General features: G+C 69.1%; 27 protein-coding genes. 16 read left to right on the top strand and 11 right to left on the bottom strand.

What is annotated here, in order from left to right:
• Positions 1-59 precede the first annotated feature (59 nt).
• Entirely contained in the window at positions 60-434 is a 375-nt protein-coding gene (locus KW843_RS06775) for a hypothetical protein (RefSeq protein WP_218294277.1), read from the bottom strand.
• A gap of 275 nt (positions 435-709) precedes the next feature.
• On the opposite strand from KW843_RS06775, the gene KW843_RS06770 reads away from it, so the two are divergent.
• Positions 710-1033 carry a hypothetical protein gene (locus KW843_RS06770; protein ID WP_218294276.1) on the top strand — a complete coding sequence of 108 codons (324 nt, stop codon included), beginning with the start codon at positions 710-712 and terminating at the stop codon, positions 1031-1033.
• A gap of 48 nt (positions 1034-1081) precedes the next feature.
• On the opposite strand, the gene KW843_RS06765 is transcribed toward KW843_RS06770, so the two are convergent.
• Positions 1082-1675: a low affinity iron permease family protein gene (locus tag KW843_RS06765; protein WP_218294275.1), complete on the bottom strand. Its 594-nt coding sequence runs from the start codon at positions 1673-1675 to the stop codon at positions 1082-1084.
• A gap of 413 nt (positions 1676-2088) precedes the next feature.
• Here KW843_RS06765 and KW843_RS06760 point away from each other — a divergent pair, with 413 nt between their 5' ends.
• Positions 2089-2271 (top strand): hypothetical protein, encoded by a 183-nt coding sequence (locus KW843_RS06760; protein ID WP_218294274.1) that lies wholly within the window; start codon positions 2089-2091, stop codon positions 2269-2271.
• Positions 2272-2428: 157 nt separating this feature from the next.
• A complete protein-coding gene (locus KW843_RS06755; RefSeq protein ID WP_369642265.1) occupies positions 2429-2812 on the top strand; it encodes a hypothetical protein in 384 nt (127 codons plus the stop codon).
• A 25-nt stretch (positions 2813-2837) separates the two neighbouring features.
• Here KW843_RS06755 and KW843_RS06750 read toward each other — a convergent pair whose 3' ends face one another.
• The 4 genes from KW843_RS06750 to KW843_RS06735 all read right to left on the bottom strand — a co-directional run bounded on the left by KW843_RS06750 (position 2838) and on the right by KW843_RS06735 (position 6110).
• Positions 2838-3539 carry a hypothetical protein gene (locus tag KW843_RS06750; protein ID WP_218294273.1) on the bottom strand — a complete coding sequence of 234 codons (702 nt, stop codon included), beginning with the start codon at positions 3537-3539 and terminating at the stop codon, positions 2838-2840.
• Positions 3536-4579, bottom strand: coding sequence for an MlaD family protein (locus tag KW843_RS06745; RefSeq protein WP_218294272.1), 1044 nt, complete (start codon positions 4577-4579; stop codon positions 3536-3538). Before KW843_RS06745 ends, KW843_RS06750 begins: the two co-directional genes overlap by 4 nt.
• A 57-nt stretch (positions 4580-4636) precedes the next feature.
• On the bottom strand, positions 4637-5437 hold the full coding sequence (locus tag KW843_RS06740; RefSeq protein ID WP_218294271.1) for an ABC transporter permease: 801 nt from the start codon (positions 5435-5437) through the stop codon (positions 4637-4639).
• A gap of 202 nt (positions 5438-5639) precedes the next feature.
• Positions 5640-6110 (bottom strand): Cd(II)/Pb(II)-responsive transcriptional regulator, encoded by a 471-nt coding sequence (locus KW843_RS06735; protein WP_218294270.1) that lies wholly within the window; start codon positions 6108-6110, stop codon positions 5640-5642.
• A gap of 79 nt (positions 6111-6189) precedes the next feature.
• Here KW843_RS06735 and KW843_RS06730 point away from each other — a divergent pair, with 79 nt between their 5' ends.
• Together KW843_RS06730 and KW843_RS06725 are read left to right on the top strand one after the other, a co-directional pair.
• Positions 6190-6849 carry a cation transporter gene (locus tag KW843_RS06730; protein WP_218294269.1) on the top strand — a complete coding sequence of 220 codons (660 nt, stop codon included), beginning with the start codon at positions 6190-6192 and terminating at the stop codon, positions 6847-6849.
• 3 nt (positions 6850-6852) lie between these two features.
• Complete coding sequence (locus KW843_RS06725; protein ID WP_218294268.1) at positions 6853-7737, top strand: DUF3703 domain-containing protein; 885 nt, start codon at positions 6853-6855, stop codon at positions 7735-7737.
• 8 nt (positions 7738-7745) lie between these two features.
• Here KW843_RS06725 and KW843_RS06720 read toward each other — a convergent pair whose 3' ends face one another.
• On the bottom strand, positions 7746-8192 hold the full coding sequence (locus tag KW843_RS06720; RefSeq protein WP_218294267.1) for a response regulator: 447 nt from the start codon (positions 8190-8192) through the stop codon (positions 7746-7748).
• A 127-nt stretch (positions 8193-8319) separates the two neighbouring features.
• On the opposite strand from KW843_RS06720, the gene KW843_RS06715 reads away from it, so the two are divergent.
• Positions 8320-8595: a hypothetical protein gene (locus tag KW843_RS06715; RefSeq protein ID WP_218294266.1), complete on the top strand. Its 276-nt coding sequence runs from the start codon at positions 8320-8322 to the stop codon at positions 8593-8595.
• Between the two features lie 90 nt (positions 8596-8685).
• On the opposite strand, the gene KW843_RS06710 is transcribed toward KW843_RS06715, so the two are convergent.
• Genes KW843_RS06710 through KW843_RS06695 form a run of 4 tightly spaced genes read right to left on the bottom strand, consistent with a single transcriptional unit; the run spans position 8686 to position 13376 of the window.
• Positions 8686-9279: a DUF2894 domain-containing protein gene (locus KW843_RS06710; protein ID WP_218294265.1), complete on the bottom strand. Its 594-nt coding sequence runs from the start codon at positions 9277-9279 to the stop codon at positions 8686-8688.
• Complete coding sequence (locus KW843_RS06705) at positions 9272-9931, bottom strand: OmpA family protein (protein WP_218294264.1); 660 nt, start codon at positions 9929-9931, stop codon at positions 9272-9274. Before KW843_RS06705 ends, KW843_RS06710 begins: the two co-directional genes overlap by 8 nt.
• On the bottom strand, positions 9928-12609 hold the full coding sequence (locus KW843_RS06700; RefSeq protein WP_218294263.1) for a DUF802 domain-containing protein: 2682 nt from the start codon (positions 12607-12609) through the stop codon (positions 9928-9930). Before KW843_RS06700 ends, KW843_RS06705 begins: the two co-directional genes overlap by 4 nt.
• A complete protein-coding gene (locus tag KW843_RS06695; RefSeq protein WP_218294262.1) occupies positions 12606-13376 on the bottom strand; it encodes a DUF3348 family protein in 771 nt (256 codons plus the stop codon). The genes KW843_RS06700 and KW843_RS06695 overlap by 4 nt, the downstream gene beginning before the upstream one ends.
• Before the next feature lie 337 nt (positions 13377-13713).
• Here KW843_RS06695 and KW843_RS06690 point away from each other — a divergent pair, with 337 nt between their 5' ends.
• From KW843_RS06690 to KW843_RS06645, 10 genes are all read left to right on the top strand, one after another.
• Complete coding sequence (locus KW843_RS06690; protein WP_218294261.1) at positions 13714-14337, top strand: YitT family protein; 624 nt, start codon at positions 13714-13716, stop codon at positions 14335-14337.
• Positions 14338-14424: 87 nt separating this feature from the next.
• On the top strand, positions 14425-14898 hold the full coding sequence (locus tag KW843_RS06685) for a hypothetical protein (protein WP_218294260.1): 474 nt from the start codon (positions 14425-14427) through the stop codon (positions 14896-14898).
• Between the two features lie 552 nt (positions 14899-15450).
• The gene (locus KW843_RS06680) at positions 15451-16911 is read left to right on the top strand and encodes a TolC family protein (RefSeq protein WP_218294259.1); all 1461 of its coding nucleotides are present in this window, start codon (positions 15451-15453) and stop codon (positions 16909-16911) included.
• 1 nt (position 16912) lies between these two features.
• On the top strand, positions 16913-18295 hold the full coding sequence (locus tag KW843_RS06675) for a multicopper oxidase family protein (RefSeq protein ID WP_218294258.1): 1383 nt from the start codon (positions 16913-16915) through the stop codon (positions 18293-18295).
• Between the two features lie 44 nt (positions 18296-18339).
• A complete protein-coding gene (locus KW843_RS06670) occupies positions 18340-18837 on the top strand; it encodes a plastocyanin/azurin family copper-binding protein (protein WP_218294257.1) in 498 nt (165 codons plus the stop codon).
• Between the two features lie 26 nt (positions 18838-18863).
• Positions 18864-19442, top strand: coding sequence for a DUF411 domain-containing protein (locus KW843_RS06665; RefSeq protein WP_218294256.1), 579 nt, complete (start codon positions 18864-18866; stop codon positions 19440-19442).
• The gene (locus KW843_RS06660; RefSeq protein ID WP_218294255.1) at positions 19439-19807 is read left to right on the top strand and encodes a copper-binding protein; all 369 of its coding nucleotides are present in this window, start codon (positions 19439-19441) and stop codon (positions 19805-19807) included. Before KW843_RS06665 ends, KW843_RS06660 begins: the two co-directional genes overlap by 4 nt.
• Before the next feature lie 65 nt (positions 19808-19872).
• On the top strand, positions 19873-20883 hold the full coding sequence (locus KW843_RS06655) for a P1 family peptidase (protein WP_218294254.1): 1011 nt from the start codon (positions 19873-19875) through the stop codon (positions 20881-20883).
• A gap of 329 nt (positions 20884-21212) precedes the next feature.
• Positions 21213-22010: a lectin gene (locus tag KW843_RS06650; protein ID WP_218294253.1), complete on the top strand. Its 798-nt coding sequence runs from the start codon at positions 21213-21215 to the stop codon at positions 22008-22010.
• A 10-nt stretch (positions 22011-22020) separates the two neighbouring features.
• Positions 22021-22524: a hypothetical protein gene (locus KW843_RS06645; protein WP_218294252.1), complete on the top strand. Its 504-nt coding sequence runs from the start codon at positions 22021-22023 to the stop codon at positions 22522-22524.
• Positions 22525-22551 lie beyond the last annotated feature (27 nt).

Below are 22551 nucleotides of genomic sequence, written 5' to 3'. Positions count from 1 at the left end.
CGCTTCAAAAATCGATGAAAACTCCGCCAGGAACGTCATCGACCGCCCCTGCTTTCGCCTCACGCATCTCTGCGATTGATATAGAAGACGCCGTCCTGTCCCTCGTCCACCTCGAGCTCCATGGGGCTCTTTCCGGTGGCGGCAAACAAGGACCAGGCCGTGTCCGCGATGGCGCCATGGTGGGCCATCACAAGCCCCAGCAGCTTTGCGACATCTTCCTTTGCATGGTGCCGCGGCCAGACCACGTCGACGGCGATGTTCTCCTTGCCATCACTGCAGCTGAAATTGATTTTTGCGTTGACCCCATGCGGGGAATGCGCCTCATCAGGATTTCGGCCCACCATGGCCCTTACCACGTCCAGCGCGGCGCCCGGATCCTCCTCCCCGGCAATGGATTCCCGGACATGCGCTTGATTCAACAGGTCATTTTGCATTTCAACCTCGCATTCTCATCGCCAAGGGGCCCGTTTCTCGGTGCTGTCTCCAGCGCTGGCAATCGCCCCACGGGCCCGTCATGCAAGCTTCATTGAATGCCCCGCGTTCGTGCGCGGATGTCAGTCATATGCCTGCCCGCCAGTCGGACACGTGGTCGTGGCAACACAACCGAAATTGCAACAAATTGCAGAATTTATTTCAAAAAGTGCGATCTGTTGTCATGCGAATCTGCTCTATTCACAATAAGTCACTCCACCCCCCTATGGAGTGCAACATGCCCATGGAGCTACTGTTCGCCCTTGCACAGACCGAGTTGCCCAAGACCGTCGAGAAGCCTTGCGACGTGGACAAGCTTCGGGTGCTGGCGGCCGCGCAGCTTGTTGACGTCCGGCTCCCGGATGTGGGGGCCCGCGACCAGGTGGCGGAGGTCTTCGGCATTTCCCAGCAAGGTCGCGCGGCATTGGCAAAAGCCTATCCCCACCACGCCTTCAGGTTCACTTCCACCTTGTCTTCCGGCTCCATCATTCCCGACTGGCTGCCCTCGCTGGACAGCTGCCGCATGGAACGCGATGCGACACGGACGACATTGGATTCCTAGCACCTGCGGACGTTTTCAAGGTGGGCGTGCAGGATCCGCGCCCCCAACTCACAAAGCCCCTTCCCGCCCACTGCAGCCTGCGCCGAGAACCGCAACGGCCTCGCGCGCATGGGCGGGGCGATGCGCGTCCATGGCCGAAGCGGACATGCCTTCTTCGTCAATGGAGTGCGCGCACTTGTCCCTGCCGGCCTGTCTGGCCCGTTCGGCCAAGCGCACATAGAAGCTCGCGACCTCGCGCAGGTCCTGTTCGTCCAGGTCCTCGATACCGATCATGCGGTTGCTCGCATGCCGATTGGCCGCCAGCAGCTCATTGAGTTTGAGGTGAATGGCCACGCTGTCCTTGTTCTGGCTTTGCTGGATGAGAAACACCATCAGGAACGTCACGATGGTGGTTCCCGTGTTGATGACCAGTTGCCAGTTTTCGGAAAAGTGAAAGATCGGCCCGGTGACGGCCCAGGCCAGCACCATGAGGAGCGCGGCGCAGAACATGCCGGGAGATCCGGCCCACCGCGTGACATGCGATGCGAAATGGTCAAAGGCCGCCTGCACGGAGGTACGGGTGGCGTAAGACGGGCTGCTGGTCGAAGGCATGGCACCCATCGCATCCGTGCCCTCGCCCTGCTGCAGTAGTGGCTCTTTCATGGGGACTTCCTTTCTTGCTGACTGGTCAAGGGCCGGAGGGCTGCCGCCGCCGATCCGCAGCGCACGGCCTGCAAGCAGCCAAGGGGAAAGCCCGGTCGCGCCAGCCCTCGCATGAAGGGCCCTGCCGGGCTGCGGTGATTGTGGGAGTGCGTTGCCCGGCCGGCAGGTCGGAAGCCTTGCCCATCCGCCATGGGCCGGGTCCTACAGATTCACCCCTGCGAGCACCCGGACACCCGGGGGCTCTTCTTCATCCCAGCAATTGCAACCAAAGGCAACAGCGTCCAGCCAGCGCCCGGTATCGCAGTTGTCTGACAGACGCACACCGGTTGCTTTGCTGAAATCTCCGCTATCAGCCATTGAGGCTGGCCCGGGAGGTCATTGCGACTCCCACCTTTTTTGACAAAGGAACCATCATGAAACGCCACCCTTTGCCCCCCGGAGCCCGCGCACTTGCAGCGTTTGCCGGTACGGTCGTGCTTGCGGTACTTGCAGCGGCATCCTTGTTGATGCCCGATGTGGCGGTGCAGTCGGTGGACTCCATGTCGCTCTTGCCCCATGGGCTGGACCAGCTCCTGCCCACGAGCCTGTTCCAGTAGCGGACTGCCGGCACTGGGTTGCCAGGGCACGTAGATTGCCCACATCCGGTGCGCGCTTCTGCACTTTTTTGGCAAAGTAGAAAAAATCATAGCATCGGAGTACCATCTGGCGCTGCACAACGGCATTTCCGTTGTCATTCAAGAATGGAGGACGATCGTGACCACACGTTTTCGAATCTCTGCAGGCCTGAATTCCTCTTCCTCTCACGCCATCGCATGGCGTTGGTCCGCCCTGGCGCTGATCGCGGGCCTCCTGGGCTGCACGAGCCCGCGCGACAGCTCCCTCGAAGAGTTCGCCCGCTGGCATGATGGCGCCCGCGCCCAGGCCCAGGCAGGGACGCTGAGCTGGAGCGAACTCTACAAACAAAGCTTCGACCGCCTGACGGCCCTGCCCCCTTCATTGCAGCAAGACACACGGCTGGAGAACACCGTGCTTCTGCTTTCCACGGCGCGCAAATACGAGGCAAATGAAATCAGCGCCCAGCAGTTTGCCTCGGAGCGGGACCACATCGAAACACAGCTGCAGGCACGGTTGCGCTGAGAATCGCCCCTGGAGTCCCGGCCCGCTAGCGCAAGCCTGCGGCGCCCTGCTCCACGATGGCAATGCGCCGCCGCAGCGCCGATGCCGACTCCGCGTCTCCTGCAGCGTCAGCGCGCTGCGCCTGCAGCGTCAACCAGGCCATCAAAGGCCGCCGCCAGCCCTGTGTGGACGCGGCATCGATGGCGTTGCCAATCACGGCCGGGCTGGCACGCCCTGCCTGAAACAGCACCCCGGCCGCCACCAGGCGCGAGAGCGGATCCTCGATGGCGGACAAGGCCGCCCCATCCCCCGACACGGCCACCTTGCGCTGCGCTTCGGGCAGCAGGCTTGCCCCTTGCGGCGGCAAGCTGCCGGCCAGGTAGTCGGCATAGGCACGCTCCGGCGCCGCCGCATCCGCGCGCAATGGCTCAAAGCGTTCACACGGGCCAGCCACCAGACTGGCGACCTGCGCCGCGCAGCGCATGAGCTCCAGGCGGGCCAGCAGATCCGGGCGGCCCGTGCGGGCGACCTCCGCGCGGGCGCGGTCCCACTCCAGCCTGTCGACACGGTCATTGCCTGACAGATAGGCTTCCAGCGCCTTTTGCGCGGAGGCCTGGGCGTTCATCTGCCAGTCGGGCACCCGGGGCTTGCCGGAGCAGGCGGACAGCAGCAGCACCGCCGCCAGGAGCGCGGCATGGGTCAGGTGCCGCCGCAGCACAGCAGCGGGCGTGGGGATAAGACGCTTCATGGCAGCTTGAGCTCCGTGTCCCGCGCGAAAGGCCATTTGCGGTTGATCTCATTGACCAGGCTCTCCACCTTGCGCAGGTTGCTTTCCACCTCGGCGCGCAATGCGCCCAGGTCGGTCGTGGCTTCCCGCGCATTGGCACCGATGGCCTGCGCCTCCACCAGCACCGCGTCTACCTTCTGCAGGCTCGCGCGGGTGTCGGCCAGCAGGCCCCCCAGCTGGGCCACCGTGGCCCGCACTTCGGGCACCAGCGCGTCCTTGCTGCCATCGGCCCCAAACACCTGTTTGTCGGCACGTGCCGCCATGCCATCCAGGCGCGCGAGCAGTGCGTTGGTGCGTTCCAGCGTGGCCACGATCTTCTTCGCGTCGGCCTCGTTGCCCATCAGCACGCCCAGCACGCCCCCCGGGCCGTTGATGCGGTCGGTCAGCGCCCGCACGTTGGCCAGGCTGCCGCCCAGGGCCGCGTCCTGCGCGGTGAGGGCATTGAGGTTGGACAGCAGTTCGCGGGCCGAGGCCATGAGCTGCGGGATCTCGGCGGTGGCATCACCGCGCAGCACAGGGCGCACGGAGCTGTCCGGCAGGAGCTTGTCGTTCAGCATGCCCGTGTAGGCGCGGATGTTGGTGCCCCCCACGATGCCCCGCACCAGTGTGAACACGCTGGATTCGCGCAGCCAGTGGGCGTCCTTGCGCGGCACGTCCACGATGATGCGGGCGTTGCCGGTTTCGGCCAGTTCGATGCGGCGCACGCGGCCAATGGGGAAACCGGAGAAGGTCATGTCCATGCCCACCACCACGCCTTCGGAGTCGTCGGCGGTCAGCACCAGGGTCTGCGTGGGCTCGAACGCACCGCGCGCGTACAGCAGGTACAGGCCCGATCCCACGATGAGCGCCAGCGTGAACAGCAGCAGCGCCGCCGCCTTGAGCTCCAGGTAGGCTACCGGGCGCAAGGTTTCCACCGGCGGCACCTCGGCGGGCGCAGGTGCCGGCGCTGGCGCGGGCCCGGGGGGCGGTGTGGGGCGGTGGTGGGGGTTCTCGTCGTTCATGGATGCCGGGCGTGGGTCGCGGGGTGTAAGGGTCTGGCGGATGTCGGCAGGCTGGAGTCAGTAGTAGTTGCCCATGAGCGAGGCGACCTCGATCAGCAGCAGGACGGCGAACATGCGGGCCAGGCCTCCCAGCTCCGAATCGGGCTGGGTGCGGTCGCCAGTGTCGTACAGGCCCGCCGCCATGGGAATGAGCGCCACGGCCAGGCTAAAGAACACCGTCTTGAGCACGAACACCATCGTCACGCTGGGCGTGAACACCTGGCCGAACATGCGCGTGTAGCTGGGCGCCCCCGCCAAGTTGAAACCATACACCCCCAGATAGGCCAGCACCAGTGCCACCACGCAGCTGAGCGCGGCGAGCGTGATGCACGCGAATACGCCCGCGATCACCCGCGGCAGAAGCTCGATGCGCACCGGGTCCGAGCCCTGGGCGCGCAGCGCGTCGAACCGGCCGTTCTGCCGCAGGCGGGTGATCTGCGTGCCGTTGGGAATGGTGCAGCGCATCGCCACGAACAGCGCGGCCGTGAGCGGGATCAGCTCGAGCACCAGCACGCGGATCACCATCTCCAGCGCATAGCGCGAAAGGCCATAGCTGAGCGCCGTGACCACGACGATGCGCGTCAGCACCAGGCTGATCAGCGCCGCCAGCACCGTGAACCCCAGCAGCACGGGTGCCGTATCGAGGTACAGATGGCGCGCCAGCGCCCTGCGCGTGCCCTTGCCGTAACTGGACGGAGACAGCACCAGCACGAGCACGACGGCGCCCAGGTACAGGATGCGCCACCACGCGACCGCCCAGCGCCGCGCGGTATTCCACACGCGTTCGGGCAGGGAGAGGCCGGGCAAGCGCGAAATCATGGCCGGATCATAGCGGCGTGACCCGGGCCCGCACCGGCCACGAGCCGCCAGGGCCATTGCGAGTATTTTTGGCCTCCAGCGCTTCATTCATAAGCTCCAACAGCTATCATTTCAGGAGCAATAGGCTGCACGGAGGAAACAGCTCTTCACATCCTCGCGGCCACCCGGCATGGCCGTGCCGCCGGCGGGCCGCCCGGCTGGCCTACACATGGCGCTTTCCCACGCCGGCCGAGGCAGCCACGGCAGACTGCTCATCCGCGCGCGCATGCAGGGCCTCGATGATGTGGCAGTGCGTGTCCGACCCGTCGCAGCGGTTGCGCAGCGCGAGCAGGTCGGCCTCCAGCGTGAGCAGTTCCGCCAGGCGGCCACGCACATGCTGAAGGTGCTCATCCAGCGTGTCGCGCGCGGCGTCGCAGTCCTGCTTGCGGGTCCAGTCCAGCGCCAGCAGGGTGCGCACCTCGTCCAGCGACATGTCCATCGCGCGGCACAGGCGGATGAAGCGCAGGCGGTGCACATCGTCCGCGTTGTACAGGCGATAGCTGTTGTCCTCCCGGACACCGGGCGCGAGCAGCCCTTCCTTTTCGTAGTAGCGGATGTTCGCGGCGGACACGCCCGATTGCCGGGCTGCCTCGCCGATGCGGTACTGGGGAGTTTGTGCAACCGGCTGTGCCATCGCTTGACCTTCAAGTGACTTCAAGGTTTCCAATGATGCCATCACATTGAAAACCCTCCCGGGAGAAAGAAGAACCGCCATGTCCGCACATTGCCATCACCATTCCAACGACGGCCACGACCACGGTGCCCCCACCAGCGCGGACCCGCGCTACCGCCGCATCCTCTGGGTGGCGCTCATCGTCAATGCCGCGATGTTCCTGCTCGAAATCGGAGCGGGCCTGCAGTCCGGTTCGGCATCGCTGCTGGCCGACGCCATCGACTTCCTGGGCGATGCGGCCAACTACGCACTCTCGCTGTGGGTGCTGGCCATGGCCCTGGCATGGCGCGCACGCGCTGCGCTGGTCAAGGGGGCCAGCATGCTGGTGTTCGGCCTCGTGGTGGTGGGACGCGTGGCCTGGGGCGCCTGGCAGGGAATTGCGCCCGAACCCCTGACGATGGGCAGCGTGGGCTTGCTGGCCCTGGCCGCGAACCTGGGCGTGGCGGTGCTGCTGTACGCCTACCGCGAAGGCGATGCCAACATGCGCAGCGTGTGGCTGTGCACGCGCAATGACGTGCTGGGCAACCTCGCGGTGATGGGCGCGGCGCTGGGGGTGTTCGGCACGGGCACGGCCTGGCCGGACCTGGCGGTGGCTGCCGTCATGGCATGGCTGGCCATCACAGGGGGCTGGAGCGTGATCCGCCAGGCACGCCAGGAACTGGCGGGTGGTGCTGCCCGCCCGCAGCCGCAAGGGCACTGAGCCATGCGCGTGCACCTGTCCACCCGCTTGAACGCGCCGCCCGAGTGGGTGGCCACGCAGCTGCAAAGCACCGCCGTCTTTCGCCACATCACCGCGCCCCTCATGCGGTTCCGGCCCGTGCAAGGCGCGCGATGGCCCGCGCACTGGGAACAGGGCGAGTTCGCGCTGGACATGCGGCTGCTGGGCGTGCTGCCCATGGGCCCCCAGACCGTGCGCATTTCCATCGAGCCGCCACCGCAGGCTGGCGGCTGGCCCACGCTGCGCGACAACGGCGACGGCCTGCTCATGCGCCGCTGGGACCACCGCATCACGCTCGAGCCCCTGCCGGACGGCACGACCCTGTACACCGACGACGTGAAGGTCGTGGCCCGCCACCTGCCCTGGCTGATGACGCCGTTGAGCACGGCATTCGCCCAGGTGTTCTACCGGCATCGCCAGCGCCGCTGGCGCAAGCTGGCGGAACAGCACGCGGGGCTGCGGGCGGCAGAACATGCAGCGCCCTCCTGTGCGCAACACAAACGCCGAGCGTTCGAGCATCTGCTCGCCGGTTTTGCGGGCCAGCCGGAGGCCCCCCCGGCGGTGCGCTGGCGGTGGCTGGAGGCAGCGCATGTGCTGGGCCAGTCTTCCCTGCCCCTGCACTGGAGATCGCACTGCGCGATGCTGCGCTACGCGCTGCAGCTGCGGGATTCGCACGAGGCCGCCGGCCAGATGGCGCGGCTCGCGCTGGTACCACTGGGCCACCTGCTGGCCCGCCTGCCCGCCGGGAACATCGGACGCGCGCACGTCAGCGCCTTCCGGCCCATGGCACCGGACCCCGCGGTGGCTGCGCTCATCGAACGGGCGCTGGAGGATGGCACAGCCAGCCGTCCCGGCCCGGCCGTCCGGTAGCCCGGGGGCTACCGGCGATCCGCTGCGGCGGAACTGCCGGTGCCTGCGCGGCGCGGCAGCTCGCTGCAACGCTCGAAAAAGGCGTCCAGCTCGGTGGACTTGTCGAACACCCCATCGGCGCCCAACTCCTCGCACCGGCGGCGCATGTCCGCCGTCGCATAGTTGGACAACACGTAGACATGCTGTCCGGGCCTGCCCTGCCGTGCGCCAGGCGTTGCGCGCAGCCGGTCCCCGCGCTGCAGGGCCTGCAGCACCTCGATCCCGGAGCCTTCGCGCAGGAACAGGTCCACCACCATGAGCTGCCAGTCTTCCCGCCAGTGCGCGACGGCCTCCGTGGCGTCGCTGGCGGTTTCGGCGATGGCGAGGACGCGCGCGTCCGCCAGTTCCTCCAGCGCGGGCACCAGAGTTTCCTGGATGGTTTTGCTGTCTTCGACAAGGATGGTGTTGAGGGGCATCTGGAAGCTGCGTTTTCTGTTGTGATGCTGCCTACAATGTCGCCTGATCCGACCTCCCGGCCTGTAGGCGATGGCGCCGCGTCCCCGATGGCAGAAGTTGATTCTTCATACTCAGCGAGACTTACCTATGCCCAGCGCAACGAAGCAGCCCCAGCCCTCCGAGATCGATGAGGTACTGAACCGCAACCTGGAAACGGCCGAGCAGATCAAGGCCACGGCCAACGAGCTCGATGTCGTGCACGCGGTGCTCACGACACAAATTCCCACCGACGCCCTGCAAGGGGACCTGCAGGCGGCGGTGGAGCGCACGGATCAGCTCGAGCAGCAATTGAGCGACACCGCCGAGGCACTCGACCAGTCCAACGCGCTGCTGCAACGCCACATCGCGGCCAAGCCCCAGTGAGGGGCATGGCCGCAGGCCAGGCAACCCTGGGGCGGCCTGTGCGGCGCCTGGCCCGCCCTGGGCAGGCCCGCCGGATTCGACAGGGACTTCTTATGCCCTGGGCCGGCTTCGCCCCCCGCGGGCTGCGGGGCCCAGGTTTCTCGGGCGTGCTGCATTCGCCTGTTCCAGCCACAGGAGCGAGTCCATCTGCGACAGGAAGCGCCGCAGGTAGTCGGGCGAGAGGCCCCGCATCAGGCTGAGCGACCGCAGCATGAGCTTGTGCGGGTTGAGCGGCCCCGCGTTCTCCGGTCCACGGTCCAGCGCCTGCACCACCTGCTGCTCCGCGGCAATGCGGGACCACACCTCGCCGAACTGGCGCACGCTCTTCATGTCCGACGCGCTGGCACCGCCTTCGATGCGCACCCGTTCCGCATCGGCCTGCGCCCGTGCATCCAGGTCGCGGTTGAGCCGGGCCAGGGGTGATGCCGCCGGTGGCTCGACCGCGCCGGGGGCCGGCCCGCCGGCCGCGCGGGCTCCGTCCGCATAGGCCCCAACGGCCCGCCGCAGCCGCTGTTCCAGTATCTGCTGCACCGCGGGGGGCTGTGCGGGCAGGCGCGCGGCCAGCACCTCCAGGTAGCGGTAGCGCACGGGGTCGTGGCGGTCCGCGCCCTCGGCGCGCAGGGATTCGAGCGTGGGTTCACTCATGCCGCGCAGGCTTTGCACCCGATGCCTTGGGCACGGGAGCCATTTCCACGCGGCGGTTCTGCGCGCGGCCTTTTTCATCCGCGTTGGAGGCCACCGGCTGCTCCGCGCCGAACGCTGCGGCGAACACCTGCGACGACGGCATGCCTTCGTCGATCAGCGCCCGCGCGACCGTCAGCGCCCGCTGGGCGGACAGCTCGAGGTTGTCGGCAAAGCGCTGCTGGCTGCCGCGCAGCAGTGTGGTGTTGTCGGTGAACCCGCTCACCATCAGCATCTCGTCGCGTTCGCGCAGGTACACCTGCAGGGGCTGCACGAGGCTTCTGAGAAGCTGGCGGCCTTCGGGCCGCAACTCGTCGGAGCCCGTGGCGAACAGCACGCTGCCGCTGATCCCGATGCGGCCGTCATTCACCGTCACACGGCCGCTGGCCAAGGGGATGGCCAGCGCCTTCTCCAGGGCCATGCGGCGCTGCTCTTCCTGCTGGCGCTTTTCCACCTCCTGCCTGAGGCTGGCCACCAGATCGATCTGTACCACCAGCACGCCCACCAGGATCAGCACGAAGGCGCCCAGCAGGCCGGCCATGAGATCGCCGAACACGGCCCATACCGGCGCGGTCTGCTCGGTCCCCTCGTCGAGGGCGTCGTCCAGGCCCATCATCCGGCCACCTCCGGTTCGGCAGCGGCCACCGCCCTGCCCTTGAGCCGGCGCAGGTCTTCCACAATGCCCTGCTGCGACGCGATGCTCAGGTCGATCACTTCGCGTGCCTGCGCCACGTAGTAGGCCAGTTGCTCGTCACTGCGCGACAGGGACTGGCCGATGGCGCCTTCGATGCGCTGCAGGCTGTCCATGAGCTTTTCGTTGCTGGCGGTGAACAGCCCCACGCCGTGGCCAAAGGCCTCGCCCAGGCTCGACAGCTCCACCGCGCTGGCGGCCACGTGGGTGGCCGCTTCGTCCGCCTTGCCGACCTGGCTGTCCAGCGCCTGTGCAAACTGCGATGCCGCCTGCTCCAGCACCGAAGCGGCCGTGCCCACCAGGGATTCGATGGCACCGCGCTGCTCTACAGCGGCCTCGTTGACGGACTGGAGCAGCGTACCCAGCTGCTCCATCATGGCCGTGCGCTCGGCCAGCGCCACGTTGTCGCGCTCGCTCAGCTGCGTCATCTCATGGCGCAGCTGGGCGATGACCTCCGCAGCCGCTTGCGGCACGTCGGACGCCGTCTGCAGCAGGCGCGTGAGCGGTGCTTCCAGCGCCGACCCCAGCGTGGCCAGGTGCTGGGCCACGGCCTCCTGCAAGGCCTCCAGGCGGTCGACCGCCGCACGCCCGCGCTCAGCCTCGGCATCGCGCAGCGCCGCCAGCTCGGTGCGCCACACGCCTGCCAGCGCATCCATGCGGTCGCCCTGCGCCTGCAGCCACTGGGCCTCCGCGTCGGTGCGGGTGCGCAGCAAGGCTTCGGACTGGTCCATCAGGCGCGCGGTGCCGTCCAGGGTCTTGGCCACCTGCTCGCCCATGCGGCCGGTGAGCCCGGTCACCGCGGTCTCGAGGGCATCGCACACGGCCTGCTGGCGCTCCAGCGTCTGGGTGCTCACGCGTTGCCATTCGGCCGTCAGCGACTGCGCAATACCCTCCATGGACGCGTTCCAGCCGGCCAGGCGCGCCTGGTCGGCCGACATCTGGGCCGTGTGGGACTGCGCCACCGTGTCCTGCAACGACGACAGCAGCGCGCTGGAGCGCTGGTCGAACGATTGCGTGGCCGATTGCAGCGACTCGCCCAGCTGCGCGCCAGCACCTGCGAGCGCCTGCGCCACGCCCCGCTGCTGGGCTGCGGCCTGCTCGCCCGCGCGCTCCCATTGGGCGGCGAGTGAGCGGGCCGTGTCTTCCATCGATGCGCGCCAGCCGGCGATGCGCTGCTCGTCGGCCGCTGCCTGGGCCGCGTGGGTGTGCGCCACCGTGTCCTGCAGCGACGCGACCAGGGCCGTGGAGCGCTGCTCGAAAGCCTGGGTGGCCGCTAGCAGGGACTGGTCCAGGCGCGCCGTGGCGCCCTCCAGCGCGTCGCGCATGCCCTGCTGCTGCTCCACGGCGCGTGTGCCCGCCCGCTCCCACTGCGCCGCCAGCGTCTGGCCCATGCCCTCCATCGACCGCGTCCACCCTGCCAGGCGCTGTTCGTCGGCCGCCTTCTGGGCGGCGTGCGACTGCGCCGCCGTGTCCTGCAGCGCCGCGTGCAGCGCCGCGGAGCGTTGCTCGAACGACTGGGTCACCGACTGCAGCGCGCCATCGAACCCGCCCATCAGGCGGTCCTGCACTTGCGTGTGCTTGTCCAGGGCCGATGTCCAGGTGTCCGAGACCTGGCGGGCCGTGCCCTCCCACTGGGCCGAAAGCGCCTGCATCTGGGCCGCCGTGGCATCGGCCAGCCGCTGGTGCGCGCGTTGTGATTCCTGCGCCAGTTCGGCCATGGCCTGCTCGACCACGGGCCGCAGCGTTTCGCCGGCCATGCGGGCACTGGCGCCCAGGCTGTCGTGCAGCGATGCGCCCACGGCGCCCGCCAGCTGGGTGTAGGCCGACGACGCCTCACCATGGAAATCCTTCTGCTGCGCCAGCAATTGCGCGGCCAGCTTGTCGTGGCGGCGTTCCAGCCCTTCCACCAGGCCCTGAAGGCGCTCGGCGATCAGCGGCATGGCCTGTGCCTGGGCCTGCAGCGCCTGGAAGGTCTCCTCGCGGCGATGGCTCGCAGAGAACGGGCGGAACACGGTGGGAATGTGCGCATCGAGCTGCCGCACCGCCACCAGCCGCTCACGACGGGCGATCGCGGACATGAGCCCCAGCATGGCCGAGGCCGCCACGCCCGCCACCGAGGTGCCGAACGACAGGCCCAGGCCCTTGATGGGCTCGGCCAGGGCGGCGCGGATGCCCTCCAGGCTGCCCGAGGTTTCCAGGGCAAACACCGCGCCCTTGAAGGTGACCACCATCCCGAGGAAGGTCCCGAGCATGCCCAGCATGACCAGCAGTCCCACCAGATACGGCGTGAGGGCCGGCCCCGGGAGCACGGCACGCTCCCCCTCGATGCGCTGGCGCACCGGGTGGCGCAGCGCGGCGGGCAGGCGGTCGAGCCAGGAGCCCAGGTCCACCAGGGGCTGCTGCGCGCCATCCGCCAGCGCCGTGGCCAATGCCACGGTGCCGCGGCGAAACTGCACCAGCTCCAGCGCACCCAGCACATAGACCGCGCCGATCACCACCGTCATCGCCAGTGCCAGCGGGCTCGACCCCACGAATCCCCAACCGACCCATCCCACTGCCGCCAGGCCCAGGGCAAATACGGCGGCCATCACACTCTTGTTCATTCGTGTCGTTCCAAGTTCTCGTTGCGGGCTGCTTCCAGCAGGCCCAGGATCGGTTGCAGCCGCACATGCATCTCGGCCAGAAGCAGCGCCTGCATGTCGCGCTCGAACGCGTGCAGCCACCCGCCGGGCAGGCGCCAGCGCTGCGGGTCATCCGGCAGCCCCTGGGCCGAAAGCCGCTCCTGGTGGGCGCGGCGCAATTGCACCAGGCGCCGGTCCAGGTGCGCGGACAGGGATGCCCACAGGCGCTGTTCGCGCACAAAGCTCAGTTGTTCCATCACGGCATCGAGTGCCGCCAGTTGCCTCAGGCCCCGGGAGCCTTGCGACACCCCGTGGCGCACCTGCGCGCGCAAGCCCAGCAACTTCGCATCCATCTGCTTTTGCAGGCCCAGGTAGCGCGGCGCATGAAAGCCGTACTCGGCCTCGGCCTGCGGGTCCGGCGCCTGGGCGCGCGTGTTGTCGGCGCGCTCGCGGGCCGGCTTGGCGGGTGCGGGCTTGGACGACGCCAGCGCCGTCAGCTCTGCCTGGGTGCGCTGAAACAGCGCTTGCAGTGCCTGCAGGTCCGCCCCGTCCGCGCCCGCCACCTCCCCCTGCGGGAAGGCGTCGATGGCATGCAGCGAACGGCTCAGCGTGACGGCGTCCACCGTGCTCAGCCATTGGCCCAGCTCCTGCGCCACGTCGGCGCGCGCGGCCGCACCCGCATCGGCCTGCATCCATTGCTGGAGCAGGACAACCAGTCCTGAGCTGCTGAGTCTGTGGTGCGGATACATCCCTGGAAAACCATTTCACTGCGCTTCTTGCCGCCCTCCCGGAGGGCGGGGGCATCAGGGAACCGGTCCCCAGTGGGCAAAACCAGCTATTTTCGCAGGAACCGCGGGCCGCCCTGCCGCGCCGGGCCCGAGGTTGCAGGTGTTACATCTGGTCCAAGGCAAAAACCTGGCCAGGGGCCCGTGCCGGCGGGAGCGCCTCCCCACCTCCTTCCCCGCGCGCGCAAGCCTTGACGCCGCTCAAGCCGGGCACGGGGATTGCATGGTCCAATCCGGCGGTTGTCCCTCCCCCCACGGCCCGTCGCTGCGCACCATGCCGAGTTCTCCCGCTGTTCCTCCCATGCCCTCCACCCCCACGCCCGCTGCCGCCGCAGCGCCCCACACGCTCACGGAAGACGCGGTGGCCATCTTCACGGGGGTGCTGCTGATCTCCGTGGGCGTGGCGTTTTTCACCAATGCGGGATTGCTCACCGGGGGCACGGCAGGCCTTGCCTTCCTGTTGCACTACGCCACGGGCATCGGTTTCGGCAAGATTTTCTTCGTCCTCAACCTGCCCTTCTACTGGCTGGCCCTGCGCAAGCTGGGGCGTGCGTTCACGGTCAAGACCTTTGCCGCCGTGCTGCTGCTGTCGCTGCTGACCGAACTGCAGGCGCAGTTCCTGCAGTTTGCGCAGCTGCAGCCGCCGTATGCGGCCATCGCGGGGGGGCTTATCACGGGCACGGGGTTCCTGGTGCTGTTTCGCCACCGGTGCAGCCTGGGCGGCGTGGGGATCGCCGCGCTCTACCTGCAGGAACGCTATGGCTGGCGCGCGGGCAAGATCCAGATGGCCGTGGATTGCGGCATCGTGCTGCTGGCGCTGTGGACGGTGGAACCCCTTCGCGTCGCCTGGTCCATCGCCGGGGCCGTGGCGCTGAACCTGGTGCTGGCCATGAACCACCGCCCGGGGCGCTACATGGCGGTATGAGCAGCCTGGGCGGCCCGGCGATGGCCGCCAGATGACAATATGGAAAGGCGCCGGGAACCTTGGGGCCCGCCGCCGTATCATTGGTGGATGCGTCGCGGCCTCTATTTCGTGTTGATGTTGGTGCTGGTCCTCCGGGGCCTCACCGGCACGGCCATGGCCGCGGGCGTCTTGCCGCCGCTGCTCCCCGCGGGCACGTCGCACCCGCAGGAACATTCCCATCACCATGCCGCTGGCGGCGACTCCATCGGCATGGCGGGGCAGGAGCGCCACCAGGGCCTGCCTGCCGGAGAGGGCGGGGACGGACAGGACCCTGCCCACGCCCCTGGCCATGCCATGCTGGCCGCTGCCTCCGCCGGGTGCGACGGCACCAGCGCCGGCTGCGCGGCGCACGAGCACCACTCCGCCGCTTGCTCGGCGTGCGAGATCTGCCATTCCGCGATGCTGGATGCACCCATGGCGCCAGCACCGGATCACCCCCCCACGGGCGCCATGCTGCCCGTCGCCTCCGCACAGTTTGACAGTGCTCCCGCGGCACTGGCCATCAAGCCACCCATCGCCTGACCTCTGACGCCCGAAGTGCGTCTGCCCGAGCCCCACAGCCACCCGCCATCGGGTGGCGGGGCGGCAGCGCCATGCCCTGTTCGTCTGTTGTCTGGAGATCGCCATGCGCGCCCCCATTTCACTTTTCCTGTCTTTACCGCCGCTCCGGCGAGCAGCCTGCCTGGTGCTGCTCGCACCGGCACTTTCACTCGCCAACGGCACCGCATCCCCGGGCACGGGATCCCTGCCCTTCCCTGCGGCGGACCCCGATGCGCCCACGGCGTCGCTGGTCCACCGCGCCACCGGGCCCCAGCCTGCGCTGGCGCAGGAGGCGCCCGCACCCCATGCATGGCGTGATGCGCACAGGGCGGTGGCCGCCTTTCCCCGCGGCCATGCCGACATCCTGGCCTGGGAGGCCCGGCAGGGCGCCCAGCTTCCCACCCCCAGCGCCCCGACGCCACAGGGGCCCCGCGCCGGACGCGGCGACTCCCACGGCCTCCACGGAAGCCAGGGCGGTTCCGCAACCCCGCAACCCTCCCCGCATGGCCACCACCACGCGCCCGGGAGCCGACCATGAGCGCGCCGCAGTTCCTTTCTTCAACGGCACGCCGCCGTCCCGCACGCCTGTCCGTGCTGGCCGCTGCGGCCGTGCTCGCGGGCTGCGCCAGCGTCTCGCCCGACGGCCTGCGGGGCGACGTGGCCGCGCTCACCGCGGGCCGAACGGGCAGCACGCAGGCCGCGGCCCTGCCCGCCAACGACACGGCAGCCCGGGCCAAGGCGGAGCAGTCCTTGCAGGGGTGGCTGGCCCAGCCCCTCACGCAGGATGCCGCCGTGCGCATCGCCTTGCTCAACAACCCCGGCCTGCAGGCGCGGCTGGCTGCCCTGGGCGTGGCGGATGCCGAACGCGTGCAGGCCATCACGCTGCCCAACCCACACCTGGCCCTGGGGCGCTTCACCAACAGCCAGGAGCGTGAAATCGAGCGCACCCTGGCCTTCAGCCTGCTGGATCTCATCACCCTGCCATGGCGCAGCCAGCGCCAGGAAGAGCGCATGCAGATCGCCACGCTGCAAGCCGCGCAGGAGGTGGTGGCGCTGGCCGCCGACACACGGCGCGCCTGGCTGCGCGCCGTGGCTGCCGAACAGGTCAGCGCCACGCACGACCGCATGGTGCAAGCCGCAGAAGCCGGGGCCGAACTGGCCCGCCGCATGGCGCGCGTAGGCAACTGGAGCCGCCTGCAGCACGCCCGTGAACAGGCGGTGCTGCAAGAGGCCATCCGCCTGCGTTCCCGCGCCCGGCTTGCCGCCGCCACCGAGCGCGAACAGCTCAACCGCCGCATGGGCCTGTGGGGACTGCAGGCGCAGTACCGCCTGGCGGACGCGCTTCCACCCCTTCCAGACGGCGCCTTGCCCGCGGACGGCATCGAATCCATCGCATTGCGCGAGCGGCTGGATGTGCAGGCCGCACGCCGCCAGCTCGACACCCAGGCGGCCCGCCAGGGCTGGAGCCGCGCGGGGGCCGTGTTTGGCGACGTGGGCCTGGCCTACAGCCGCAACACCGCCACCGAGCGCGGCTCCGGCCACCGCGAGATCACGCGCGGCTGGGAGATCGATGCGCCCCTTCCCCTGTTCGACTGGGGCGGTGCCGCCCGCACCCGGGCCCAGGCCCAGGTGGAGCAAAGCGCTGCCCAGCTGCAGGAGACCGCCGTGCGCGCCCGTGGCGAAGTGCGCGCCGCCTGGCTCACCTACCGCACCGCGCTCGACCTGGCGCGCCAGCAGCGCGACGAGGTGGTGCCCCTGCGCCAGCTCATCACCCAGGAGACCACCCTGCGCTACAACGGCATGCTCGCCAGCGTTTGGGAATTGCTGGCCGAGGCGCGCGCCAGCACGCAGTCGGTGGCCAACGCCATCGAAGCCCAGCGCGATTTCTGGCTGGCCGAGACCGACCTGCAGCTCACCCTCACCGGCACGTCGCCGGGCGCGCTGCAAGACCTGGCAGCCAGCGCTGCCCCCTCCTCATCCCCACAAGGCCACTGACATGCAAAGACGCCATTTCTTCTCCGGCGCCGCCACGGCCGTGGCCGCTGTTTCCGTCAGCCGCGCGGCCCTGGCCGCCTTGCCCGAGCCCGCCATGCAAGGCAGCGCCGATACGTCCGCGCCGCTGCACCCGCCCACGGGCCGCCCCTACAACCCCGTGGTCACCCTCAACGGCTGGACCACCCCCTGGCGCATGAACGCGGGCGTCAAGGAGTTCCACCTGGTGGCCGAACCCGTGGTGCGCGAGGTCGCGCCGGGCTTCGTCGTCAACATGTGGGGCTACAACGGGCAGAGCCCCGGCCCCACCATCGAGGTGGTGGAGGGCGACCGCGTGCGCATCTTCGTCACCAACCGGCTGCCCGAGCACACCACCATCCACTGGCACGGCCAGCGCCTGCCCAACGGCATGGACGGCGTGGGCGGGCTCAACCAGAACGCCATCCAGCCGGGCAAGACCTTTGTCTACGAATTCACGGCACGCCGCCCGGGCACCTTCATGTACCACCCGCATGCGGACGAAATGGTGCAGATGGCCATGGGCATGATGGGTCTGTGGATCACGCACCCGAAGGCGGCGCACCCGCACATTGCCCCCGTGCAGCGCGACTACGCCTTCCTGCTCAACGCGTTCGACGTGGAGCCTGGCAGCCGCACGCCCAAGGTCAACACCATGCTGGACCACAACATCTGGTGCTGGAACAGCCGGGTGTTCCCCGCCATCAGCCCGCTGGTGGCGCGCCAGGGCGAGCGCGTGCGCATCCGCGTGGGCAACCTCACCATGACCAACCACCCCATCCACCTCCACGGCCACGAGTTCGAGGTGACCGGCACCGACGGCGGCCCCGTGCCCAAAGGCGCGCGCTGGCCCGAGGTGACCACCGACGTGGCCGTGGGCCAGATGCGCCAGATCGAACTCATCGCCGACGAGCCCGGCGACTGGGCATTGCACTGCCACAAGAGCCACCACACCATGGGTGCCATGGGGCACGACGTGCCCACCATGATCGGCGTTCAGCACGAGGGCCTTGTCGGCAAGATCCAGAAGATCGTGCCCGACTACATGGTGATGGGCGAGCGCGGCATGGCCGACATGGGTGCGATGGAAATGCCCCTGCCCGACAACACCTTCCCCATGATGACCGGCACCGGCCCCTATGGCCCGCTGGAGATGGGCGGCATGTTCACCACCTTCAAGGTGCGCGCCGGCCAGGCGGCGGGCGACTACCGGGACCCGGGCGACTACCCGCAGCCGCCCGGCACCCAGGCCCAGGAATGGAAGGGCCTCGCGGCCAGCACCCCGCACCCGCCCCGCGGCGACACGCCAGGCACAGCAACCGGCGCGGCCTCCGCGCGCAAGCCCCCGGCCAGCGGACATCGGCACTGACATCCACGGCCAGCACCATCCCCATTGAAAAGGAATCACCCATCATGAATACTATCAAATCCATAGCAGCCATCGCTCTACTGGCATCCGCAACCAGCAGTTTTTCCCATGAAAACATGCCGCACCCCGGTGCCCGCGCAGCGGCGGTGAAGGAACAGAAGGCATGGGGCATCGCGGGCGACACCCAGGCCGTGGCCCGCACCATCACCCTGCGCATGACGGACGACATGCGCTTTACCCCCAGCCACATCGAAGTGCGCGAGGGTGAAACCGTGCGGCTGCGCGCCGAGAACAAGGGCCAGGTGCTGCACGAGGTCGTGATCGGCACCAAGGCCGACCTGGACGCCCACGCCGAGATGATGGCCAAACACCCCGGCATGGAGCACGACGAGCCCTACATGGCCCATGTGGGCGCGGGAAAGAAAGGCGACATCGTGTGGCAGTTCAACCGCGCGGGCCAGTTCGACTTTGCCTGCCTCATCGCGGGCCACTACCAGGCGGGCATGACCGGCACCATCACCGTGCTGCCCCGCAAGCCGTGATACCGCCCCGCACCCCAGGAGAACCCATGAACCGATACACCACGGCCGCGCACGGCGCCGCCCTGCCCCAAGCCACGGGCACGACAACATCCGCAGGCCAGTCCAGCCGCCGCCAATGGCTGGCCACCACGCTGCCCCTGCTGGGTACCGCGCTGGCAACCGCCACGCTGCCGGGGCTGGCCCGGGCCGCTACGGGCACCGCCACCCCGGTGGAAGTGTGGAAAGACCCCAGCTGCGGCTGCTGCAAGGACTGGGTGGACCACATGCAAGCCAGCGGCTTCAAGCTGACGGTGCACGAGACCGGCAACAACGCCGTGCGCGCCCGCCTCGGCCTGCCGCCAAAGCTGGGCTCGTGCCACACCGCGCTGGTGGGCGGCTACCTCATCGAGGGGCACGTTCCCGCCAGCGATGTGCGCACTTTGCTGCGGCAAAAGCCCCCGGCCCTGGGGCTGACCGTGCCGGGCATGCCCATCGGCTCGCCCGGAATGGATGGCGCCGCCTATGGCAACCGCCGCGACCCTTACGACGTGCTGCTGGTCGCCCGCGACGGCACCACCCGCGTCTTCAACAGCTACCACGCCACCACAGCGAAAGGCACCCCATGAAATCCTTGCAAGCCATCACCGCCTCCACCCTCCTTCCGGTCCTGGCCGCGCTCGCGCTGGCTGCAGCGGCGCAGCACGCCGTGGCCCAGGTGCCTGCGGCCGCCCCCGCCCAAGCAGCGTCCGCGCACGCCGGTGGCCAGGATGCGCTCAGCGAAGGCGAGATCACCCGCTGGGACGCGCGCACGCTGCGCGTCACCCTTCGCCACGGAGAGATCAAAAACCTGGACATGCCACCCATGACCATGGTCTTTCGCGTGCAGGACGCCAGCGTGGTGGGCGACCTGAAACCCGGCGACAAGGTGCGTTTCAGGGCCGAACAGGTGGGCGGGGCCTACCACGTCACGCGCCTCGAAAAAGCGCCCTGACAGGATCGCCCGGAGCCCTGACACCGCGCAAGGACAGCGCGGTGCCCGGGCACATAATCAAAGCCATGAGTTCATCCCCCCACGTCCTGGCCGGCAGCGCCGGCAGCATCACCCGCGTGGCCGGCATCGAAGTCGGCCACTTCACAGAAACCCGTCGCCCCACGGGCTGCACCGTCATCATCACCCGCGAGGGCGCGGTGGCAGGCGTGGACGTGCGCGGCGCCGCGCCCGGCACGCGCGAGACGGATCTGCTCGACCCGTCGAATCTGGTGGACAAGGTGCACGCCATCATGCTGGCCGGGGGCAGTGCCTGGGGGCTGGATGCCGCCACCGGCGCCGTGCGCTGGCTCGAAGAGCGCGGCATCGGCTTCGACGTGGCGGTGGGTCGCCTGCCCATCGTGCCCGCCGCCGTGCTGTTCGATCTGCTGGTGGGAGACATGCGCATCCGCCCGGATGCCGCGGCGGGGTATGCGGCGTGCGATGCGGCCTCCACCGCAGACCCCGCGGAAGGCAATGTGGGCGCTGGCACCGGCGCGGCCCTGGGCAAGATCTTTGGCATCCAGCGCGCCATGAAGGGCGGCATCGGCACCGCCTCGGTCATGGTCGATGGCGTGACCGTGGGGGCCCTCATTGCCTGCAATGCGCTGGGCGACGTGGTGGACCCGGACACCGCCCAGGTGATCGCCGGCGCCCGCACCGACGACGGCCTGCGCCTGCGCGACACCCGCCGCGCCCTGCTGCGCGGCGACCCGCCACAGCCGCTGCTGGCGGGCACCAACACCACCATCGGCGTGGTCGCCACCGACGCTGCCATCACCAAGGTCCAGGCCCATCGCCTGGCCGTTGCCGCCCACGACGGGCTGGCCCGCAGCATCAACCCCGTGCACACCATGTCGGATGGCGACACGATCTTCAGCCTGGGCACCGGCCGCGCCAACAAGAGCCTGGGCATGATGGTCCTGGCCACCATGGCCGCGGAAGCCACGGCCATCGCCACGGCGCGGGCGGCACGGGCAGCACGCGCGATCACCACGGCGGAGGGACTGCACCTGCCCTGGGCGGGCGACCTGGGATGACGCCTCCCTGATCCCTGGCCGGCCACGCCTGCCCGGTTGACGCCGATGCAGGCACTGCCGCTGGGGCTTCCCGCGCGGGCCACCGCACGGCAGGCCAGCGCCGAAGAAGGCGTGCGCATTGCCCCCCGCCGGCCCGGCGCAACGGCGCCCCTCGCCAGAGGATTCCAGGCACGGCGGCTGGAACAGCCGACACGGCAAGCCCCCCGGAAGCCCCTATGATGCATACGCCGGACGGCCCCCATGCGCCGGGCTTCCGGCAGCCGTGCAGTGCGGCCCGGCCGCGCGGCGCGCTTCGAGCACCACAGTTCCGATTGCAACGAGGAGAACCCATGAAAGACCCGACCCGTCTACGGCGCGCCTGGCTGCTGTGCCTGCCTCTTCTGGTGAACGCCCAGGCCGCGATGGCCCAGGACCAGTTCGTGGACCTGCAGTCGAACGGAGGCTATGCCTCCTACCGCCTGCCGGACGACACCACCCAGGTGGACCTGAGCGAACAGACGCAAGGCGCCTGCCGCTTCAACAGAACCTGGGGCTATGACCTGACCCGCCGCGAGCTGTGGACCAACGGTGGCTGCGGCGGCCGCTTCAAGGTCACCCGGGCCTACGCGTCCGGCAACAGCCAGAGCGGCTCCAATGCCGGCGCGGCCGTGGCTGCCGTCGCCGCCATCGCAGGCATTGCCCTGCTGGCCAACCACAACCGGCATGACGACGACCGGAGGCCCGAGTACCCGGACTATCCCGACTACGGTGGCCGTGGCGGCGAGATCCGTGTGGACGGCCGCCTGTGCCTGGACGTGACCAAGGGCAACATCCGGCCTGGCACCCCGCTGCAGGTGTATGACTGCAACGGCACGGCATCCCAGCGCTTCAGCGTGGGCCGGAGCGGCGAAATCCGCGTGCGTGACCTGTGCGTGGATGTGGACCGTGGCGATCCACGCGACGGCGCGCGCGTGGTGCTGTGGTCGTGCTCCGGCTCCCGCAGCCAGAGCTGGTCCACACGGGGTGGGCAGATCGTGAGCCAGCTCAATGGCAAGTGCCTGGACGTGGAAGACGGCCGGGTCCGCCAGGGAGCGCCCACCATGGTGTGGCCATGCAACCGCAGCCCCAGCCAGCGCTGGTGGTGGTAAGGAGCCCGAGATGACGACGATGACGAATCCCGCCCTTCGCCTTCTTGGCGCTGCCGCCTGCACGCTGGCGCTGGTGGCAGCGGGCCACGCAGCCGACACCCCCGTGTCCTCGCCCGCCACGCCGCCCAGGCCTGCCGCTGCCGGCCAGAAACCCGCACCCAAGCCCCTCGCCAACCGGCTCCAGGCCATCTGCTCCTCCGCCGATCTCAACCACGATGGCAGCGTCTCGCTGGATGAGTTTCACCAGGACATCGTGCGCAGCTGGCACAGCCTGGGCCCTGACGCGGACGGCTATGTCCCGCTCTCCGGCCTGGCGAACGTGCCCCGCATGGGCAAGGGCCGGTTGAAGCGGCTGGCGGCCACCGACAAGGACGGTGACGGCAGGCTTTCGTTCAAGGAGGTTGTGGAAACCCGCATGGCCTACTTCGAAGCCGCGGACACGGACCAGAATGACGAGCTGTCGCTGCAGGAATGCGTGGCCTACGAGCGCCAGCGGCGCAGCAGCAAGCCGTAGATGCCGTGGGAGCCCCGGGATGCGGCG

The organism is Acidovorax sp. sif1233 (assembly GCF_019218755.1).
Taxonomy (GTDB): Bacteria; Pseudomonadota; Gammaproteobacteria; order Burkholderiales; family Burkholderiaceae_C; genus Acidovorax.
This window is presented reverse-complemented; position numbering and strand designations above follow the sequence as displayed.

Excerpts from the sequence above, each read along its gene's own strand:
- KW843_RS06775 (WP_218294277.1), bottom strand. The coding sequence starts at position 434 with ATGCAAAATGACCTGTTGAATCAAGCGCATGTCCGGGAATCCATTGCC.
- KW843_RS06770 (WP_218294276.1), top strand. The coding sequence starts at position 710 with ATGCCCATGGAGCTACTGTTCGCCCTTGCACAGACCGAGTTGCCCAAG.
- KW843_RS06765 (WP_218294275.1), bottom strand. The coding sequence starts at position 1,675 with ATGAAAGAGCCACTACTGCAGCAGGGCGAGGGCACGGATGCGATGGGT.
- KW843_RS06760 (WP_218294274.1), top strand. The coding sequence starts at position 2,089 with ATGAAACGCCACCCTTTGCCCCCCGGAGCCCGCGCACTTGCAGCGTTT.
- KW843_RS06750 (WP_218294273.1), bottom strand. The coding sequence starts at position 3,539 with ATGAAGCGTCTTATCCCCACGCCCGCTGCTGTGCTGCGGCGGCACCTG.
- KW843_RS06745 (WP_218294272.1), bottom strand. The coding sequence starts at position 4,579 with ATGAACGACGAGAACCCCCACCACCGCCCCACACCGCCCCCCGGGCCC.
- KW843_RS06740 (WP_218294271.1), bottom strand. The coding sequence starts at position 5,437 with ATGATTTCGCGCTTGCCCGGCCTCTCCCTGCCCGAACGCGTGTGGAAT.
- KW843_RS06735 (WP_218294270.1), bottom strand. The coding sequence starts at position 6,110 with ATGGCACAGCCGGTTGCACAAACTCCCCAGTACCGCATCGGCGAGGCA.
- KW843_RS06730 (WP_218294269.1), top strand. The coding sequence starts at position 6,190 with ATGTCCGCACATTGCCATCACCATTCCAACGACGGCCACGACCACGGT.
- KW843_RS06725 (WP_218294268.1), top strand. The coding sequence starts at position 6,853 with ATGCGCGTGCACCTGTCCACCCGCTTGAACGCGCCGCCCGAGTGGGTG.
- KW843_RS06720 (WP_218294267.1), bottom strand. The coding sequence starts at position 8,192 with ATGCCCCTCAACACCATCCTTGTCGAAGACAGCAAAACCATCCAGGAA.
- KW843_RS06715 (WP_218294266.1), top strand. The coding sequence starts at position 8,320 with ATGCCCAGCGCAACGAAGCAGCCCCAGCCCTCCGAGATCGATGAGGTA.
- KW843_RS06710 (WP_218294265.1), bottom strand. The coding sequence starts at position 9,279 with ATGAGTGAACCCACGCTCGAATCCCTGCGCGCCGAGGGCGCGGACCGC.
- KW843_RS06705 (WP_218294264.1), bottom strand. The coding sequence starts at position 9,931 with ATGATGGGCCTGGACGACGCCCTCGACGAGGGGACCGAGCAGACCGCG.
- KW843_RS06700 (WP_218294263.1), bottom strand. The coding sequence starts at position 12,609 with ATGAACAAGAGTGTGATGGCCGCCGTATTTGCCCTGGGCCTGGCGGCA.
- KW843_RS06695 (WP_218294262.1), bottom strand. The coding sequence starts at position 13,376 with ATGTATCCGCACCACAGACTCAGCAGCTCAGGACTGGTTGTCCTGCTC.
- KW843_RS06690 (WP_218294261.1), top strand. The coding sequence starts at position 13,714 with ATGCCCTCCACCCCCACGCCCGCTGCCGCCGCAGCGCCCCACACGCTC.
- KW843_RS06685 (WP_218294260.1), top strand. The coding sequence starts at position 14,425 with ATGCGTCGCGGCCTCTATTTCGTGTTGATGTTGGTGCTGGTCCTCCGG.
- KW843_RS06680 (WP_218294259.1), top strand. The coding sequence starts at position 15,451 with ATGAGCGCGCCGCAGTTCCTTTCTTCAACGGCACGCCGCCGTCCCGCA.
- KW843_RS06675 (WP_218294258.1), top strand. The coding sequence starts at position 16,913 with ATGCAAAGACGCCATTTCTTCTCCGGCGCCGCCACGGCCGTGGCCGCT.
- KW843_RS06670 (WP_218294257.1), top strand. The coding sequence starts at position 18,340 with ATGAATACTATCAAATCCATAGCAGCCATCGCTCTACTGGCATCCGCA.
- KW843_RS06665 (WP_218294256.1), top strand. The coding sequence starts at position 18,864 with ATGAACCGATACACCACGGCCGCGCACGGCGCCGCCCTGCCCCAAGCC.
- KW843_RS06660 (WP_218294255.1), top strand. The coding sequence starts at position 19,439 with ATGAAATCCTTGCAAGCCATCACCGCCTCCACCCTCCTTCCGGTCCTG.
- KW843_RS06655 (WP_218294254.1), top strand. The coding sequence starts at position 19,873 with ATGAGTTCATCCCCCCACGTCCTGGCCGGCAGCGCCGGCAGCATCACC.
- KW843_RS06650 (WP_218294253.1), top strand. The coding sequence starts at position 21,213 with ATGAAAGACCCGACCCGTCTACGGCGCGCCTGGCTGCTGTGCCTGCCT.
- KW843_RS06645 (WP_218294252.1), top strand. The coding sequence starts at position 22,021 with ATGACGACGATGACGAATCCCGCCCTTCGCCTTCTTGGCGCTGCCGCC.